The organism is Stenotrophomonas sp. STEN083 (genome assembly GCF_056759195.1).
Window position 1 is genome coordinate 1 of record NZ_JBRRCU010000082.1, and the last position, 16,032, is coordinate 16,032.

At 64.5% G+C, this 16,032-nt stretch carries 14 protein-coding genes; 6 read left to right on the forward strand and 8 right to left on the reverse strand.

The genetic code is table 11. The features are described from left to right. Positions 1-367: 367 nt before the first annotated feature. On the reverse strand, positions 368-967 hold the full coding sequence (locus ACVOK8_RS17505; protein WP_481532582.1) for a nitroreductase family protein: 600 nt from the start codon (positions 965-967) through the stop codon (positions 368-370). Positions 968-1,321: 354 nt separating this feature from the next. Between ACVOK8_RS17505 and ACVOK8_RS17510 the strand changes: the two genes are divergently transcribed. Beyond that, positions 1,322-2,143: a methyltransferase domain-containing protein gene (locus ACVOK8_RS17510; protein ID WP_481510281.1), complete on the forward strand. Its 822-nt coding sequence runs from the start codon at positions 1,322-1,324 to the stop codon at positions 2,141-2,143. On the opposite strand, the gene ACVOK8_RS17515 is transcribed toward ACVOK8_RS17510, so the two are convergent. From ACVOK8_RS17515 to olsF, 7 genes are all read right to left on the reverse strand, one after another. Next, entirely contained in the window at positions 2,137-3,192 is a 1,056-nt protein-coding gene (locus ACVOK8_RS17515; protein WP_481567935.1) for a metal-dependent hydrolase, read from the reverse strand. The genes ACVOK8_RS17510 and ACVOK8_RS17515 overlap by 7 nt on opposite strands. 28 nt (positions 3,193-3,220) lie before the next feature. Next, positions 3,221-4,333, reverse strand: a complete 1,113-nt coding sequence (locus ACVOK8_RS17520) for an ABC transporter permease (RefSeq protein ID WP_481567936.1) — start codon at positions 4,331-4,333, stop codon at positions 3,221-3,223. Beyond that, positions 4,330-5,493 (reverse strand): ABC transporter permease, encoded by a 1,164-nt coding sequence (locus ACVOK8_RS17525; protein WP_481567937.1) that lies wholly within the window; start codon positions 5,491-5,493, stop codon positions 4,330-4,332. Before ACVOK8_RS17525 ends, ACVOK8_RS17520 begins: the two co-directional genes overlap by 4 nt. Beyond that, entirely contained in the window at positions 5,478-6,488 is a 1,011-nt protein-coding gene (locus ACVOK8_RS17530; RefSeq protein ID WP_481567938.1) for an HlyD family secretion protein, read from the reverse strand. The genes ACVOK8_RS17525 and ACVOK8_RS17530 overlap by 16 nt, the downstream gene beginning before the upstream one ends. Beyond that, on the reverse strand, positions 6,485-7,870 hold the full coding sequence (locus tag ACVOK8_RS17535; protein WP_481567944.1) for a TolC family protein: 1,386 nt from the start codon (positions 7,868-7,870) through the stop codon (positions 6,485-6,487). Before ACVOK8_RS17535 ends, ACVOK8_RS17530 begins: the two co-directional genes overlap by 4 nt. A 65-nt stretch (positions 7,871-7,935) precedes the next feature. Further along, positions 7,936-8,739 (reverse strand): UDP-2,3-diacylglucosamine diphosphatase, encoded by an 804-nt coding sequence (locus tag ACVOK8_RS17540; protein ID WP_481567939.1) that lies wholly within the window; start codon positions 8,737-8,739, stop codon positions 7,936-7,938. Beyond that, positions 8,736-10,448 (reverse strand): bifunctional ornithine lipid synthase OlsF, encoded by a 1,713-nt coding sequence (olsF, locus tag ACVOK8_RS17545; RefSeq protein WP_481567940.1) that lies wholly within the window; start codon positions 10,446-10,448, stop codon positions 8,736-8,738. Before olsF ends, ACVOK8_RS17540 begins: the two co-directional genes overlap by 4 nt. Positions 10,449-10,642: 194 nt before the next feature. On the opposite strand from olsF, the gene metK reads away from it, so the two are divergent. The 5 genes from metK to ACVOK8_RS17570 all read left to right on the forward strand — a co-directional run bounded on the left by metK (position 10,643) and on the right by ACVOK8_RS17570 (position 15,910). Continuing rightward, complete coding sequence (metK, locus tag ACVOK8_RS17550; RefSeq protein ID WP_296247203.1) at positions 10,643-11,878, forward strand: methionine adenosyltransferase; 1,236 nt, start codon at positions 10,643-10,645, stop codon at positions 11,876-11,878. Between the two features lie 129 nt (positions 11,879-12,007). Further along, on the forward strand, positions 12,008-13,222 hold the full coding sequence (locus ACVOK8_RS17555) for a DUF1444 domain-containing protein (protein ID WP_481567941.1): 1,215 nt from the start codon (positions 12,008-12,010) through the stop codon (positions 13,220-13,222). 491 nt (positions 13,223-13,713) lie between these two features. Further along, positions 13,714-14,337 (forward strand): CDP-alcohol phosphatidyltransferase family protein, encoded by a 624-nt coding sequence (locus ACVOK8_RS17560; RefSeq protein ID WP_481567942.1) that lies wholly within the window; start codon positions 13,714-13,716, stop codon positions 14,335-14,337. Then, positions 14,337-14,930 carry a lysophospholipid acyltransferase family protein gene (locus ACVOK8_RS17565; protein WP_481567943.1) on the forward strand — a complete coding sequence of 198 codons (594 nt, stop codon included), beginning with the start codon at positions 14,337-14,339 and terminating at the stop codon, positions 14,928-14,930. Before ACVOK8_RS17560 ends, ACVOK8_RS17565 begins: the two co-directional genes overlap by 1 nt. Positions 14,931-15,007: 77 nt before the next feature. Next, positions 15,008-15,910, forward strand: a complete 903-nt coding sequence (locus ACVOK8_RS17570) for a phosphatidate cytidylyltransferase (RefSeq protein ID WP_481514052.1) — start codon at positions 15,008-15,010, stop codon at positions 15,908-15,910. Positions 15,911-16,032: the final 122 nt, after the last annotated feature.

The window sequence follows — 16,032 nt, forward strand, 5'->3', positions numbered from 1 at the left end:
GGTGGTACCGCACCACGTTGGCTTGCCTACATCGGCGGTCCTCAAAGGCCGCTAGATCCTTTATCGACGTTAAGGTGCGGGATGGGGATCGCTCGGCTCGTCTGTCGGCTGCTATCCGCAGATATCATGTTGACGGTCCCTCCACCCTAGCTCCTACATACCTCGTAGGAGCCAGGAGAAACATACAAGCCATGCTCGGCCAGAGCATTACTGGCGATCTCTCCGATTGTGCAGAAGGCCTCTGCCGAGCATGGCTCGGCACTACAGGTAAAAAAGGGCCCACCAGCTTGCGCTGGTGGGCCCGTCCGACTGCCATCGACGCGCAGGGGAGAGAACCGCGTCGACAGGGTTCAGCCGAACACTTTGATCAGGCAAATACCTTGAAGCGTGCTTCATCTTCCATGAAGGTCTTTTCGCCGAACGGGGCTTCGTTCGAGCCGAACGGCATCTGCGCGCGCAGCTGCCAGTTGCCATGCACGCCCCAATGCTTGCGCACCAGTTCGTCCACCAGCGGGTTGTAGTGCTGCAAGCTGGCGCCCACACCGGCATCGGCCAGCGCGGTCCACACCGCGAACTGGGCCATACCGTTGGACTGCTCGGCCCAGACCGGGAAGTTGTCTGCGTACAGGGCAAACTGCTCCTGCAGGCCCTTCACCACGTCGGTATCTACAAAGTACAGCACCGTGCCGGCACCTGCGGCGAAGCTGTTGAGCTTGGCTTCGGTGGCGGCAAAGCCATCAGCCGGTACGATTTTGCGCAGTTCCTCCTTGGTCAGCTCCCAGAATTTCTGGCTGTGGTCACCGAACAGGATCAGCGCGCGCGAGGACTGCGCGTTGAAGGCCGACGGTGCTTCGCGCATGGCCTGCTTGATCAGCTGGGTGGTGTCGTCCTGGCTGATCGGCAGCTGCTTGCCGAGGGCATACTGGGAACGGCGCTTTTTGTACAGGGAGATGACTTGGCTGTTCATGATCGTTTCCTTCAGGGGAAAGCAGGCCGACAACACCGCCGGTCTTTGCTTGATGGCCGCCATTGTATTTGCCACCAAAATTAGAACAATTACTTAAAAACCAATAATTTGTTTCATTTTTAGAACAAATGCTGGTTTCGGTTTTTCGGCCCCGGAAAGCCCCTCCAAGCTCTCACCAAAGCCTGATTCCAAATCAGCGAATTCTCAGAACCAATGGCTATCAGCAGCCCATGGCCGCAAACCCGCGCCGTGTCGACATTGCCTGCGGCACCGCAATGCTGGGTTCCGTTATGCATGCGCTGCAGTAACACCGGCTGGCGATACTGGGCGGATTACTGCACGACGCTGTTTTTTATGACTCTCAACGACTTCCCCTATCTCCATGGCTTCTCCGCGAATGAGCAGGAGCGGCTGCGCAAGCAGGCACGCCTGTTTGAACCGGCGATCTTCCACGACATCGATTTCCGCAATTCCCGCCACATCCTCGAAGTCGGCAGCGGCGTCGGCGCGCAGAGCGAAATCCTGCTGCGCCGCTTCCCCGACTTGCGGGTCACCGGCATCGACCTCAACGAGCGCCAGCTGGCTGCTGCCAACGCGCATCTGGCACAGATGCCATGGCTGCAGGAACGCGTCGAGTTCCAGCGCGCTAATGCCACCGACCTGCCGTTCGAACCGCGCAGCTTCGACGGCGCCTTCCTGTGCTGGGTGCTGGAGCACGTGCCCTCGCCCGCGCGCGCGCTGGCCGAAGTGCGGCGGGTGCTGAGCCCGGGCTCGCCGGTGTTCGTCACCGAGGTAATGAATGCCTCGTTCCTGCTCGATCCCTACTCGCCCAACCTGTGGCGCTACTGGATGGCGTTCAACGATTTCCAGATCGACAGCGGTGGCGACCCGTTCGTCGGTGCCAAGCTCGGCAACCTGCTGCTGGCCGGTGGTTTCCGCGATGTGCAAACGCAGACCAAGACCGTGCACCTGGACAACCGCGAACCAGCACGGCGCAAGGTGATGTTCGCGCTGTGGGAAGAGTTGCTGCTTTCGGCCGCCGAGCAGTTGCTGGAGGCCGGCAAGGTCGACCAGGCTACGGTGGATGGCATGCGCGCCGAGTTCACCCAGGTGCAGAACGACCCCAATGCGGTGTTCTTCTATTCCTTCGTGCAGGCCCGCGCCACGGTCTACTGACTTGCGGCGGCGCCGGTTGCCACCGGCGTCTGCCAGATGCGCTGCCACATCAGCGCCAAACGCTGTTTCAGCACATCACGATTGCCGGCCTGTCGATACGCCGGCATCACCTGCCGTGGCGGCATCGCCTGCCACTGCCCATCGCGCGCGCTGGCAACGGCGAAGTTGAAGTTGTAATCCGGTTCCAGGCCCATGCGCAGATCGCTGAGCACCAGTTCGCCATCCACCACCTGTGCGCGCATGAAACCATGATTGAACCAGTTCAGACGCTGCACCGCAGGCACATCGGCGGCCTGCCGCAACGCCTGCACATTCGACGGATAGCCCTCGAACTGCATCGGCCCGTGATCGGCCCATAGCGAGCGATCGCCGACCACATAGCCCTGCGGCGTCATCGCCACCACCCGCCACAGCAAGGTGTTGAACGGCATCGGCACCGAGAAGCGCGGCGCATCAGCCAGGCCCAAATGCGCCAATGATTGCGCGGCCACTCGCTCCACCTGCGCCTTGGCGATCAACGACCAACCCAGATAACCGGTGCTCAACACCAATCCCGCCACCAGCGCGCGTTGCGCCAATGGCCGTGCGCAGGCGAACCAGGCAATGCCACAGGCGACCAACAGCCAGATCGTATACAGCGGGTCGATGATGAAGACACTGGACCACATGGTCGGTGGCGGCGTCAGCGGCCACCACAGCTGCGTGCCGTAAACGGTGAAGGCATCCAGCAGCGGATGCGTCACCAACGTCAGCACCATCGCCCACCACCAGCGCACTGGCGCCTGGGCCACGCGGCCATGGCCAAAGCGCTTGTATAACCACCAGATCAACGTGCCCAGCAAAGGAAGCACGAACAGCGAATGGCTGAAGCTGCGGTGCACCGTCATCAGGCTCACCGGATTGTCGGTGAATGCCAGGATCGCCAAGCCGTCCAAATCAGGCAGCGTGGCCAGCGCAGCGCCAGCAAGCAAGGCGGCGCGCCGATGCGCGGCGGGGGTGATGGCGGCGGCGATGGCGCCACCGAGGACGATCTGACTGAGGGAATCCATGCGCCGATGCTAGCAGCCAACGCTGCGCTCAGCGCTGCCGACGGCCATGCAGTCGCCACAGCATCAGGCCGCCGTACAGCAGCGCCAGCAACAGCAGATTGAGCAGCTCGACACCGATCTCAGGCAGGCGCGCACCCAACTGCTGGGTGCGGACGATGGCGTTGATGCCGGCAGTAGTCGGCAGCAACTTGGCCAGCGCCACCAGCGCTGGCGGCGAAGCGATCGCCGGCCACGACAGATTGGACAGGAAGAACAGCGGGATAGACACCGCGGTTACGTATTGGAAGGCCCGCTCGCGGGTATCGAAGAAGCTGGCGATGAACATCCCGAACGGCACCGTCGCCAGCGCGAACAGCAGCACCGCCAACAACATCCCGGAGATATTGCCGCCGCGCGGATAATCCTGCGCCCAGGCTGTGAAGCCGACGTAGTACAGCAGCCCGCAAACCGCCACCACAGTGAACGCCAAGGTCATGCCCGACAAGGTCGGCAGGTCGAACTGTAATCGCCTGCCCAGCTGCGCGCGGCGGCTACCTAGCAGTACACCGATACCGAGCAGCAGGGTCTGGTGCACGATCAGTTCCGATACCCCGGGCACCACGCTGCTGCCATAGCCTTCGCGGGTGTTGTACAGCGGCCGCTGCACCAGTTGCAGCGGCGCTGCCTGCGGCGCGCCCATGAAGGCGGCCTGGCGCAGCGCCTGTTGGCGACCAAAGCCGGTGATGCCTTCCGCCAGGCCCGTGAGGATGGCACTGGCCCGGCTCAGGTAGGCGCCGTTGCCCAGCAGCACCAGTTGTCCACTGCCACCACGCAGGATGTCGCGTTCCAGCCGCTGCGGGATCAGCACGATGCCATCCACCTCACCGCGCAGCAGTTGCTGCTTGGCCTGGGCCAGATCCGGCGGCTGGCTGACCACCCGCACCGCAAGCAGTGCATCCACATGCCGGATCAGCTCGCGGCTGGTGGCGGTATGGTCGGCATCCACCACCGCGATCGGCAGATCACTGGCGACCTGATGGCGATACGCCGCCGGGTAAAAGAACGAGTACAGCAACACCGCACCTATCATCACCGCGCGCGCCGCCGGGTCGGCGAACATCGCCTGCAGGGTGATGCGGAAGCTGGTCACGAAGCCGTTCATGCGCGCGCCTGCTTGCGAGCCGTCCACAACAGCTGGCTGGCACCCAGCCCGCCGGCCACCACGCTCATCAACAGCAGTACGATCAGTGGCCGCAACGATACCTGCCACGGTGCGCCCATGAACAACTGCTGCATCTGCACCTGCACGTAGGCGGTGAGCGGCAGCAACATGTTCCAGACGCGGGTGAACAACGGCGCCTCGATCACCGGGAAGGTGGCACCGGAAAACGCCAGCGCGGTACCAATCGTCAGGCCCACCGCCGATAGCCCCGTGCACATATCCCGGGTCACGGCGATGAACAGCAGCGCGAAACTGCAGCAGGCCAGGTAGAACAGCGGTTGCACCAACAGCATCAGCCACAAGCTGCCGGCCATGCCATCACCACGCACATAGGCCAGATAGATCACGCCCAGCGCGCCATACAGCGAGAACAGGGCGACATACGGAAACAGCTTGCCGACCATCGTTGCCCACGGCCGCTGCTGCAGCCAGCTGCCAAGCAGCCCATCACGTTGCTCGCGCCCAAACGCGGCACCAGCTGCAAGCGCAGCCAGCAGGGACAGCATGGCCGGGAAGATCAGCGGCAGCAGGAACAGTTCATAGCTGCGTGCCGGGTTGTACAGCACCGTCGCCTGCACCGTGACCGGCGGCCCACGCAGTTTTGCCGGGCCAACCTGCAGCGCGATCTGCTCCTTGAGCATGCGCGCGTTATAGGCACTCACCGCATCGCCAATATCGCGTCCAGCCGATTGCCCGGTGGCCATGTACGTGGCGTTGTAGAAGGCGTAGACCGGTACCGTTTCACCACGCAGCGCGCGCCGGCTCAGGTCGCGCGGTATCAGCACGATGGCAAACACCTCCAATGCACGCAGCTGTGCCTGCGCTTGCTGCAGCGACGCCGGCTGGCTTGCCACCCGCACGCCGGGGCTGTCGTCGATGGCACGTGCCAGACCACGGCTGGTCGGGCTGTGGTCCAGGTCAACAACAGCGATCGGCACCTGCCGCAGCACCGAGCCGGAGAACATCCACATCATCAGCGCCATCAACAGCACTGGCAGCACCGTCACCAGCGCCAGCTCCCAGCGGTCACTGCGCCAGTGCTGCAACTCGCGCCGCAGCGAGGCGGCGAAGGCGCCGGCAGATGTCAGTCCTGCGGCCATGCAAACAGCACGCTCATGCCCGGCCGGAATCCTTCGATTGCCTGCTGTGGCCGCGCCCGCACCTCAAAGCTGCGCACGTCATAACCGGATGACTGCCGCGTGCTGCGCCAGGTGGCGTAGTCACCGGCCGGGTTGATGAAATACACCTCGAACGCTGCACTGCGGTCCTGCAGGGCCGGAATCGTGCCCTGCAGGCGGGCACCGGGCTTGAGCCCGTACATCTGGTCCTCGCGCAGGTTCAGCGCCACCCACATGTGGTCGATGTCGACCAGGGTGAAAACCGGATAGCCGGCCGGCACCAGCTCGCCGATATCGGCCATGCGCTTGCCGACCTCGCCGGCCAGCGGCGCGCGGCCCTGGGTTTCCTGGCGCGCCGCATCCACCTCGGCCTTGGCACCCTCGGCTTGCCGCACCTGTGCCAGTGCCGCGTCCTTGTCCTGCACCCGTGCACCGGCAAGGGCAAGGTCGTACTGCGCGCGAGCAGCGCGGGTCAGTTCGTTGGCACTGCGCGCCTGCGCCTGTGCTTCGTCGCGCTTCTGCCGGCTTACCACGCCCTCGGCGTAGAGATTGTCGAGCCTGCGGAAGGTACTGGTCGCCAGTTCGGCGCCGGCCTGTGCGCGCTTCCAGTTGGCTTCGGCGGCGCGGATATCCTCGCTGCGTGCGCCCTCCTCGGCCTTGGATGCCATCGCCGCAGCCGCAGCCACCACCGCGTCGGCCTGGCGCTCCTTGGCGGCGACTTCGGGGCTGTCGAGATCGAACAGCACCTGCCCGGCCTTGACCCGGTCGCCTTCGCGCACATGCAACTGCTGCAGGCGCGCGGTGACCTTGGCGGCGACGTTGACGTTGTCGGCATCGGCCATGCCCTGCACCTGGTCCGGTGGGCTGCGCAGGCCCAGCCACAGGCCGACCGCCACCAGCACCAGCAACACCACGCCGGCAATCAGGAACACGCGGCGTTGCCGCGGATTGGTCTCCACCTGCAGCGAATCGCTCATTCCAGCACCTTGTCCGCACGTTGGCGGTAGTCGTCAAAACGTTGCAGTTGCCCGCTCACTTCCAGCAGCTGCGCCAGCGCCACGTCGAACTGATAGGCAGCCTGTGCACGTTCCACCTGCGCCCCGCCCAGGCCAAGCCGTGCGTCGATCACATCCAGCGAGGTGGACTGGCCTTCGCGGAACGACAGCTCCTGCAGGCGCAAATTCTCCTGCGCCTGGGCGATGCTGCTGTCCAACAGCTGGAACTGCGCGCGGGCGGTCTCCAGCTCGTTCCAGGCCTTGCCGACGCCAAGCTGCAACTGGTTCTCCACTTCGCTCAGCCCCGATTGCGCCTGCTCCAGCTGCGCGCGCGCCGCGCTGACCTGCAGCGGCCGCGCCGTCGGCGACAGGAAGGTGTAGCGCAGGCCGATACCGAAGGCCCAGTCGGCGTCGGTCAACAACGCATCGCGACGGCGCAGGTCGTACTGGCCGAACAGATAGATCTGCGGCTTGAGCTTGGCCTGCTGTGCACGCACGCCCTGTTCGGCCTGCGCGGTCAGCGCGCGCAAGCGGCCAACCTGTGGATGCCGCTGCTGGGCGCTGCGCTCGAACTCCTCACGCGCACCGACCGGACCATTGATCACGAACAGCGGCGACGTCGTCGCAACCGTGCCACCACTGCGCAGCAAGGTGGCCAGCGCCTGCTGCAGGGTGGACAGATCGTTGACGGCCTTCTGGTATTCGCGCTCGGCCTTGTCGCGGGCGACGTTGGCCTGCAGCCGTTGCGCCTTGGTGGCAAAACCCTCGCGTTCGAGCTTCTGTGCATCCTCAAGATGCCGCTGTAAACCATCACGTACATCACGGCGCACCTGCAGCGCCTGCTCGGCCAACTGCTGGCCGAAGTAGGCCTGCACCAACTGCAACGACAACGACTGTCGCTGCAGTTCGCGATCGGCCTGGGCCAGTTCGCTGGCCGCTTGTGCAGCTCCTTGCGCAGCGGGAATCAAGCCACCGCTGTACAAGGGCACGCTGGCAGTAACAATTGGACGGGTGCGCCAGTCACGCTCGCCGAACTCCAAGGGCGACTCGATGCCGAAGGCCTCGGCCACCGGTGCCAGCGATCCCAGCGGCAGGTTCAAGGTCTTCTGGAACTGCATGCGGCGCACGTCGGCGGTGATTTCCGGCAGCCGCAGGTAGCGACTGGCATCCTGCAGGTCCAGCTTGTTGCGCACCCCGGCATCGGCGGCGGCCAGCGCGTCGGATACCTGCTCCAGGCGTTGCCGCGCCTGCTCGTAGCTCAACGCCGGCACCGTCTCCGAGGCTGCTGCCGGCGGCGCCAGCAGCATCCACAGCACACACAACCCTATCGCGACCGATGCTGGTTGCTTGCCTGCCACCCCGATACTCCTGCTCGTTGGCTGGACCCAGCATAGCCGCCCAACGGGTGAGGAAGAAGTCAGCCGGGCGATCAGGCCGCCTGCGCCTGCCGCAGGCTTCCCGGCAAACAGACCAGGCTGCGCCCGGAATGATCGAGCAGGCGCAAGCTGCCATCCGGGTCCTCTGCCAGCGCGGTCAGGCTTTCCACCCAGTCGCCATCGTTGCCGTAGACCAGACCATCCCGTTCGACCAGCGCCGCGCGATGGATATGACCGCAGATGATGCCGTCCAGCCCGCGCCGGCGCACGTCGGCCAACCCGGCCTGCACGAAGCGCTCGATATAGCGCTCGGCTGCGCCGCTCTGCCGCTTGAGGAATTCCGACAGCGACCAGTAGCGCAGGCCAAGCCTGCGCCGCGCGGCGTTGAGCAGACGGTTGCCGGTGAGGATGCGGTAATACAGCCAGTCACCAAAGCGCTCCTGCAGCCCACCGAAATGGGTGGCGCCGTCGTAGTCATCACCATGCACGACCAACAGGCGCCGGCCATCGGCGGTGGTGTGGATGGCACGGCGCCGCACCTGCATGGCCGGCAGCATCAGGCCGCAGGTGCGGCGCAGTGGTGCATCGTGATTGCCGGGGATGTAGATGATCTCGGTGCCCGCACGACGCAGCGCGTGCAAGGCCTCGATCACCTCGTTGTGCGCCTGTTGCCAGGTCGCACGCTTATGGGAAAGCCACCACAGGTCGACGATGTCGCCGACCAGATACAGGCGTTCGCAACGCAGACTGCCAAGGAAGCGCGCCAACTCGGCGGCGTGGCAGTGACGTGCACCCAGATGCGTGTCGGAGATGAACACGGCTCTCCGGTGCGGCGGCAGCAGCGGCACCGCACTCATGCCGTTGCTCCGGCATCACGCAGATAGCGTTTGCGTTTGTGCGGGCGGATGGCGTGCAGATCCACTTCGATCAGGCCGTCGATGGAATCGCTGAAATCCGGATCGACGCCGAACGCAAGGAAACGCGCACCACCCGGCTCACACAGGTCGGTGTACTGCCGGTACAAGGTCGGCACGCTGGTACCCAGCGTCGCCAGATTGGCCTTGAGCACGTCGAACGCGGCCTGCGTATCCAGCTCGCCGAAACTCGGCGGCGCAGCGAAGTACTGGAAGGGCCGGTTCGACTCGGCCAGGCTGCGGCCGGCACCGTAGTACTGCTGGTAATAGGCCACCAGCTGCTCGCGCGCCTCGCGCGGCAATGCGGCACTGATCGACACCGCGCCAAACAGATAGCGCACGCCTGGTTGGCTGGCGAGGTAGGCGCCGATGCCCTGCCACAGATAATCCAGGCTGCGACTGCCCCAGTAGTCAGGCACCACGAAGCTGCGGCCCAACTCCATGCCCTCGGCGATGCGCGGAATGGCATCGTCCGAGTAACGAAACAGGCTGGCGGTATACAGCCCTTGCAGGCCACTGCGCGCCAGCGCCGGTGCGCCGCGCATGACCCGGTAGGCGCCGGCAATGCGCTGAGCCGGCGCGTCCCAGACAACGATGTGCTGATAGAGAGGGTCGAAATCGTCCAGATCGCGGCTACGGCCGGTGCCCTCGCCTACTTCGCGGAAGGTCAGTTCACGCAGTCGCCCCAGTTCCAGCAGCAAGGGCGAGTTGGCCGCGCATTGAGCCAGGCGGATCTGCTTGCCGTCGCTGGTCTGGCCCAGCAGTTCCGTCGCCTCGATGGCGGCTGCGACCTGGGCCGCAGCAACCGGTTCGGCCAAAAGCTGCAGGCTGTTCTCCTGCAGCTCGGCGCCCTGCTGCTCCTTGCCCAGCGCGTACAGCGCGTCACGCACCGCCTGCAGCTGCCGTGCCGGGTCCTGTTGCGCATCCAGCCGCATCAGCTGGCCGATCTGCAGGCGCAACGGCCGCTTGCGGCGAGCGAACATCTCCCGCGCCAGCAAGGCAGTGCCGGCCGGCTTGAACAGCGCCGAGGCGCCGTAGAACAGCGCCGAGTTACGCGCCTGCACCCGCACCGGCAGCACCGGCGCGTCGCAGGCACGGGCAAAACGGACGAAGCCACGGTTCCAACGACCGTCGCGGATGCCCTGCAGCGACAGCCGCGAGACCTCACCGGCCGGGAATACGATCACGCACTGCTCGGCCTGCAGCGCCTGCTCCACCGCCTGCAGGCTGGCCCGCTGGGCGCTGCCGCCGAGGATGCGCACCGGTAGCAGCAGATCGCGCAGCGGCTCCAACTCCAGCAGCATGTCGTTGGCGATGATCCGCACGTCGCTGCGGACCCTGCCCACTGCGTCCAGCAGTGCTAACGCGTCCAGCGCCCCGGAGGGGTGGTTGGCGACGATCAGCAGGCGCCCACTGACCGGAATCCGCGCCAGCGCCGCCGCATCCACTGCGTAGCCGGTGTCGAGGAAGCCCAGCGCGGCACTGACGAAGGCGAAGTCCTGTAACCCGGCACTGCGCTGCAGGAAGGCGTCCAGCTGGTCGAAACGTGACCAGCGTCCCACTGTGCGCAATAGCGGCCGGGCCAGGTGTCGACGCGGGCCGTGGAACCAATCGGGGTAGCGTTGCTGCAGGCGCTGCGCGATCTGTTGCATGGCAAGGTCTCCCTGTCGGCCCATTGGCCGGGAGCCTGCGCCCGCCACAAGGCAGGCCGGTTGCGGTTTTGCGGCAATCCGGTGACCGTGGCTTAACCGGATGGCAACAGACACTTCGGCACTATTCCGTCAAGGTGCCGACCGTGTATGATGCGCGCCCATCTTTCCATCCGAATCAAGGGATATATAGCCCGATGTCCAGCTACCTGTTCACCTCCGAATCGGTCTCCGAAGGCCATCCGGACAAGATTGCCGACCAGATCTCCGATGCGGTGCTGGACGCGATCCTGGCCCAGGACAAGCGCGCCCGCGTGGCCTGCGAAACCCTGGTCAAGACCGGTGCGGCGATTGTCGCCGGCGAAGTGACCACCTCGGCGTGGGTCGATATCGAAGAACTGACCCGCAACGTCATCAACGAGATCGGCTACGACAACTCCAACGTCGGCTTCGACGGCCACACCTGCGCCATCATCAACATGCTGGGCAAGCAGTCGCCCGACATTGCTGCCGGCGTTGACGGCACCAACAAGAAGGCCAAGAAGCCGGAAGAGCAAGGCGCTGGTGACCAGGGCCTGATGTTCGGCTATGCCTGCAATGAAGCCCCGGAATTCATGCCGGCGCCGATCTACTACTCGCACCGCCTGGTCGAGCAGCAGGCCAAGGTCCGCAAGAAGAAGAACTCGCCGTTGCCGTGGCTGCGCCCGGACGCCAAGAGCCAGGTGACCCTGCGTTACGGCCAGGACGGCAAGATCGAAGGTCTGGACGCCGTGGTGCTGTCGACCCAGCACGATCCGGGCGTGAAGCAGAAGGACCTGGTCGAGGCCGTGCGCGAGCACATCCTCAAGCCGGTGCTGCCGAAGGCATGGCTGGACAAGCTGCCGAAGAACAAGGTGCACATCAACCCGACCGGCATCTTCGTGATCGGCGGCCCGGTGGGCGATTGCGGCCTGACCGGTCGCAAGATCATCGTCGACACCTACGGCGGCATGGCCCGTCACGGCGGTGGTGCGTTCTCCGGCAAGGACCCGTCCAAGGTTGACCGTTCGGCCGCTTACGCTGCCCGTTACGTCGCCAAGAACGTGGTTGCCGCTGGCCTGGCCGACAAGTGCGAAGTGCAGGTCTCCTACGCCATCGGCGTGGCTGAGCCGACCTCGATCTCGGTCACCACCTTCGGCACCGGCAAGATTCCGGACGCACAGATCGAGAAGCTGATCCGCGCCCACTTCGACCTGCGTCCGTACGGCATCATCAAGATGCTGGACCTGATCCACCCGATGTACCAGCAGACCGCTGCCTACGGCCACTTCGGCCGCAAGCCGAAGGAATTCTCGTACGTCGACGGCGACGGCAAGACCCAGAACGCGACTGCGTTCTCCTGGGAGAACACCGACCGTGCCGAAGCCCTGCGCAAGGCTGCGAAGCTGAAGTAAGTTCAGCGGCAGGTGAAAGCACTACCCGGACGGGCCGCGCAAGCGGCCCGTCTGCTTTTCGTACAACGGCCCTTGCCAAGCACCAGCGCGCCCGCACACGATAGCGCCGCATACACAGGGAGCGTCGGCATGTTTTCAGCATTCTTCGGCAATCTGTTCAAGGACAAGCCCGACCCGGACCGGTTTGCCCGCAAGTTCATGGACGCGGTGCGCAGCAATGGCTATCCGCATGAACTGGACTATGAGGCGGACACCTTCCGCGTCCGCCATGCCAACGGCTCCTACTTCAATCTGCACAACGCCTACCACGCCTACTTGGGCGCTCCGCGCGGACAACAGCGCAAGGCCTTGCAGTCCTTCAGCAGCTTGCTTGGCATCCACGACAACGATGCCGCGATGAGCTGGGAGCAGACCCGGCCCATGCTGCGCCCCTTGATCCGCAGCATCACCCAGCTTGAGGAAATCAGCCTGCACCATGCCGAGCAGGATGGCTGGGACGCGCCGCCGATGCAGCTGCAGTACCGGCGCCTGAGCGAAGAGTGCGTCGAGCTGCTGGCGGTAGACCATCCCGACCACACCGCCACTCTCACCCGCGGACCGGAGGAAGCTTGGGGCGTGGACTTCGATCAGGCCCTGGCCATCGCCCGCGCCAACCTGCGGCAAAGCCCCGACGAACCTTTCGTCGAGGTAATGCCCGGCGTCTACCAGGCCGCCTGGGGCGATGCGTATGACAGCAGTCGCGCGCTGCTGCCAGATCTGCTGCACCGGGTACCCGTCGCCGGGCTGCCGGTGTTCATGCTGGCTACCCGTGACGTATTGCTGGTCACCGGCGAAGGCGACTTGCAGGGGCAGGCGCAGATGCTGGAGTTGGCCGCCAATGCGTTTGCCGATGGGCGTGTGATTTCCTGGGAAGTGCTGCGCTACGACGACGGCCAGTTGCATGCGCACGTGCTGGCCGATGCGGGCCAGCGCGAACGCCAGCGGCAACTGCGGGTGGAACTCGACGCCGATGCCTATGCACTGCAGAAGCAGCTATTGGAGCGCGTGCACCAGAAGCACGAGGAAGATGTGTTTGTTGCCAGCTTCATGGTCCACAACGAAGAGCGGGTTTCGCTGTGCGCCTGGACCGACGGGGTGGCGAGCTCACTCCCACGCACCGACCGCCTGGTTCTGGTGATGCCTGTGGATGGCGCGGAAGCCGAGACCCTGGTGGTTGATTGGGAGCAGGCGCAACCCGTCCTCGGCCACCTGCTGCGTGAAGACACCCGGCACATCCACCCGCCGCGTTATCTCACGCTTGGTTTCCCCGATGCAGAGACACGCGCGCGACTGCAGGCGATCTGACAAGGTTTCCTGCGCTGATCGTGTTTGAGCAAAGAAGGCTGCCTGCGAGGGCAGCTTTTTTGTTGGCTTTTAGCTTTTAGCCTTTTGGCTTTGGCTTTGGCTGTGGCTGTGGCAGTTGCTGTGGCACTTGCTTTAGCCCTTCTCCCGCCCGCGGGAGAAGGGTTGGGATGAGGGCAGCTTTGGCTCTTGATCCGGCAAAGACAAAAGCCAAAGCCCCAAAAGCCCCCTCATCCGCCCTCCGGGCACCTTCTCCCGCAGGCGGGAGAAGGGACAGCAAACAGCAACTGCCAAAGCCGAAGCCACAGCCACAGCCACAGCCAAAGCCACAGCCACAGCCACAGCAAAAGCCAAGCCGCAGCCCTGGCAACGGCCAAAGCCAAAACAGAAACCGAACCCAGATCAACGCTCAAAGCCGTCCCACAAACCCACTCCAGCAGCCTCGCACCCTTCCGCCCTGTTCCCCATAACGACCAATGCACTACCATCGCCCCATGGGAAAGGAAGACCGTAGACCAATTGCCGCCCGTTCCACTGGCTGGGCTCGTGCCCTCAGCGCCGCGTTGGCACGCTCCTCAATCACGCCGAACCAGATTTCGGTACTCAGCATCTTCTTTGCTGCAGGTGGCGCTGCTGCACTGTTGTATTGCACCGGCCTACCCGGGCTGATCGCCTGCGCCGTCGGCGTCCAACTGCGCCTGATCTGCAACCTGCTCGACGGCATGGTGGCAATGGAAGGTGGCAAACAGACACCTACCGGCGCGCTCTACAACGAATACCCGGACCGCATCGCCGACTCGCTGCTGATCATCGCGCTCGGCTACGCCGCCGGCATGCCCTGGCTGGGCTGGCTCGGCGCATTGCTGGCCGCGCTCACCGCCTATGTCCGCTTGTCCGGTGCCAGTCTCGGCCTGGCGCAGGACTTCCGCGGGCCGATGGCCAAGCAACACCGCATGTTCGTACTTACCGCGGCCTGCGTGCTGGCCATCATCGAACAATTGACCACGCACACGTACTACGTGCTGCCTGCCGCCGCCATCATCATCGCCGCCGGCTCGCTGTTGACCTGCATCACCCGCACCCGCGCCATCGCCGGGAAACTCAAGGCGGGCACCTGATGCTCTCAAGCCTGTTGGTCGCCGCCGTCAAGGTTTTCATTGGTGCCTATCCACGTTGGGTTGGCAGCCGCCCTACCGACACCCAGCGCATCTACTTCGCCAACCACTCCAGCCACCTGGATACGGTTGCGTTGTGGTCAGCCCTGCCACCGGCGCTGCGCGAGCACACCCGCCCGGTCGCCGCGCGCGACTACTGGAGCAAGGGTGTACGCAAGCTCATCGCCGACAAGGGCTTCAACGCGGTGTTGATCGAGCGTGACCGCAGCAAGTGCGAAGGCGATCCACTGCAACCGCTGCATGACGCCTTGGATGCCGGTGATTCGTTGATCCTGTTCCCGGAGGGCACCCGCAACCACGAACCGCTGCCACAGCCGTTCAAAGCCGGCCTGTTCCATCTGGCGCAGCAGTACCCGCATGTGGAACTGGTGCCGGTGTATCTGGACAACGCACGCCGCGCGCTGCCCAAGGGCAGTATGGTGCCGGTGCCGCTGGTGTGTACGGCGCGCTTCGGCGCGCCGCTCAGTCGCGTTCCCGATGAAGACAAGGCGCAGTTCCTGGAGCGCGCACGCAACGCAGTGGTGGAGCTGGCATGAACAACGTCTTCCTACAGCTCCCGCTGGGCAGCTTCCTGCAGCAGGCCATCGACCGCGCGCCACCGAGTTTCTGGTGGATGATCGGCGGCGTGTTTGGCGTACTGATCCTCGCCAGCTCGATCGGTTTCATCCTTGGCCGGATCAAACCCGGCTCGGTGGTCGACAACCTCAACGCGCGCATCCGCGCGTGGTGGGTGATGGCCGCCGTGCTGCTGTTCTGCTTTGTGCTCGGCAAGATCGCCACGCTGGTGTTCTTCGGTCTGCTGTCGTTCTTTGCGCTGCGTGAATTCATCTCACTGACGCCAACACGACGTGGCGACCATCTCGCTCTGTGCCTGTGTTTCTACATCGCCATCCCGTTGCAGTACTGGCTGATCGGCATCGACTGGTACGGCCTGTTTGTCATGTGCATTCCGGTGTACGGCTTCCTTGCCTTGCCCGCAGTTTCGGCACTGTCCGGTGACACCGAGAACTTTCTGGAGCGCAACACCAAGATCCAGTGGGGCGTGATGCTCACCGTGTTCTGCCTCAGCCATGCGCCGGCACTGATGCTGCTGCGTATTCCCGGCTACGAAGGGCAGAACCTGATGCTGCTGTTCTACCTGCTGCTGGTGGTACAGCTCAGTGACGTGCTGCAGTACGTGTTCGGCAAGCTGTTCGGCAAACACCTGCTTGCGCCCTTGGTAAGCCCGTCCAAGACCGTTGAAGGCTTGGTAGGCGGCGGTCTCGCTGCAACCGCTGTTGGCGCCGCGCTGTACTGGATCACCCCGTTCTCACCGCTGCAGTCGGCGGCACTGTCCTTGTTGATCGTGATCTGCGGCTTCCTGGGCGGGTTGGCGTTGTCGGCGGTGAAGCGCAGCCTTGGCGCCAAGGACTGGGGCGAGATGATCGAAGGCCATGGCGGCATCCTGGACCGATTGGATTCGGTGGTGTTCTCGGCACCGGTGTTCTTCCACGTGGTGCGCTACAACTTCCAGTAAGCCCGCAAATGTAGTGGCCCGCCAAAAACTGGCGCAGTACAAAACGCGCCCCCCCAAAACCGGCCAGGGGCGCGCCGCACCGGGAGCGGAGCGCCGCCCGCACCGCCGGAGAGAGCAGGACT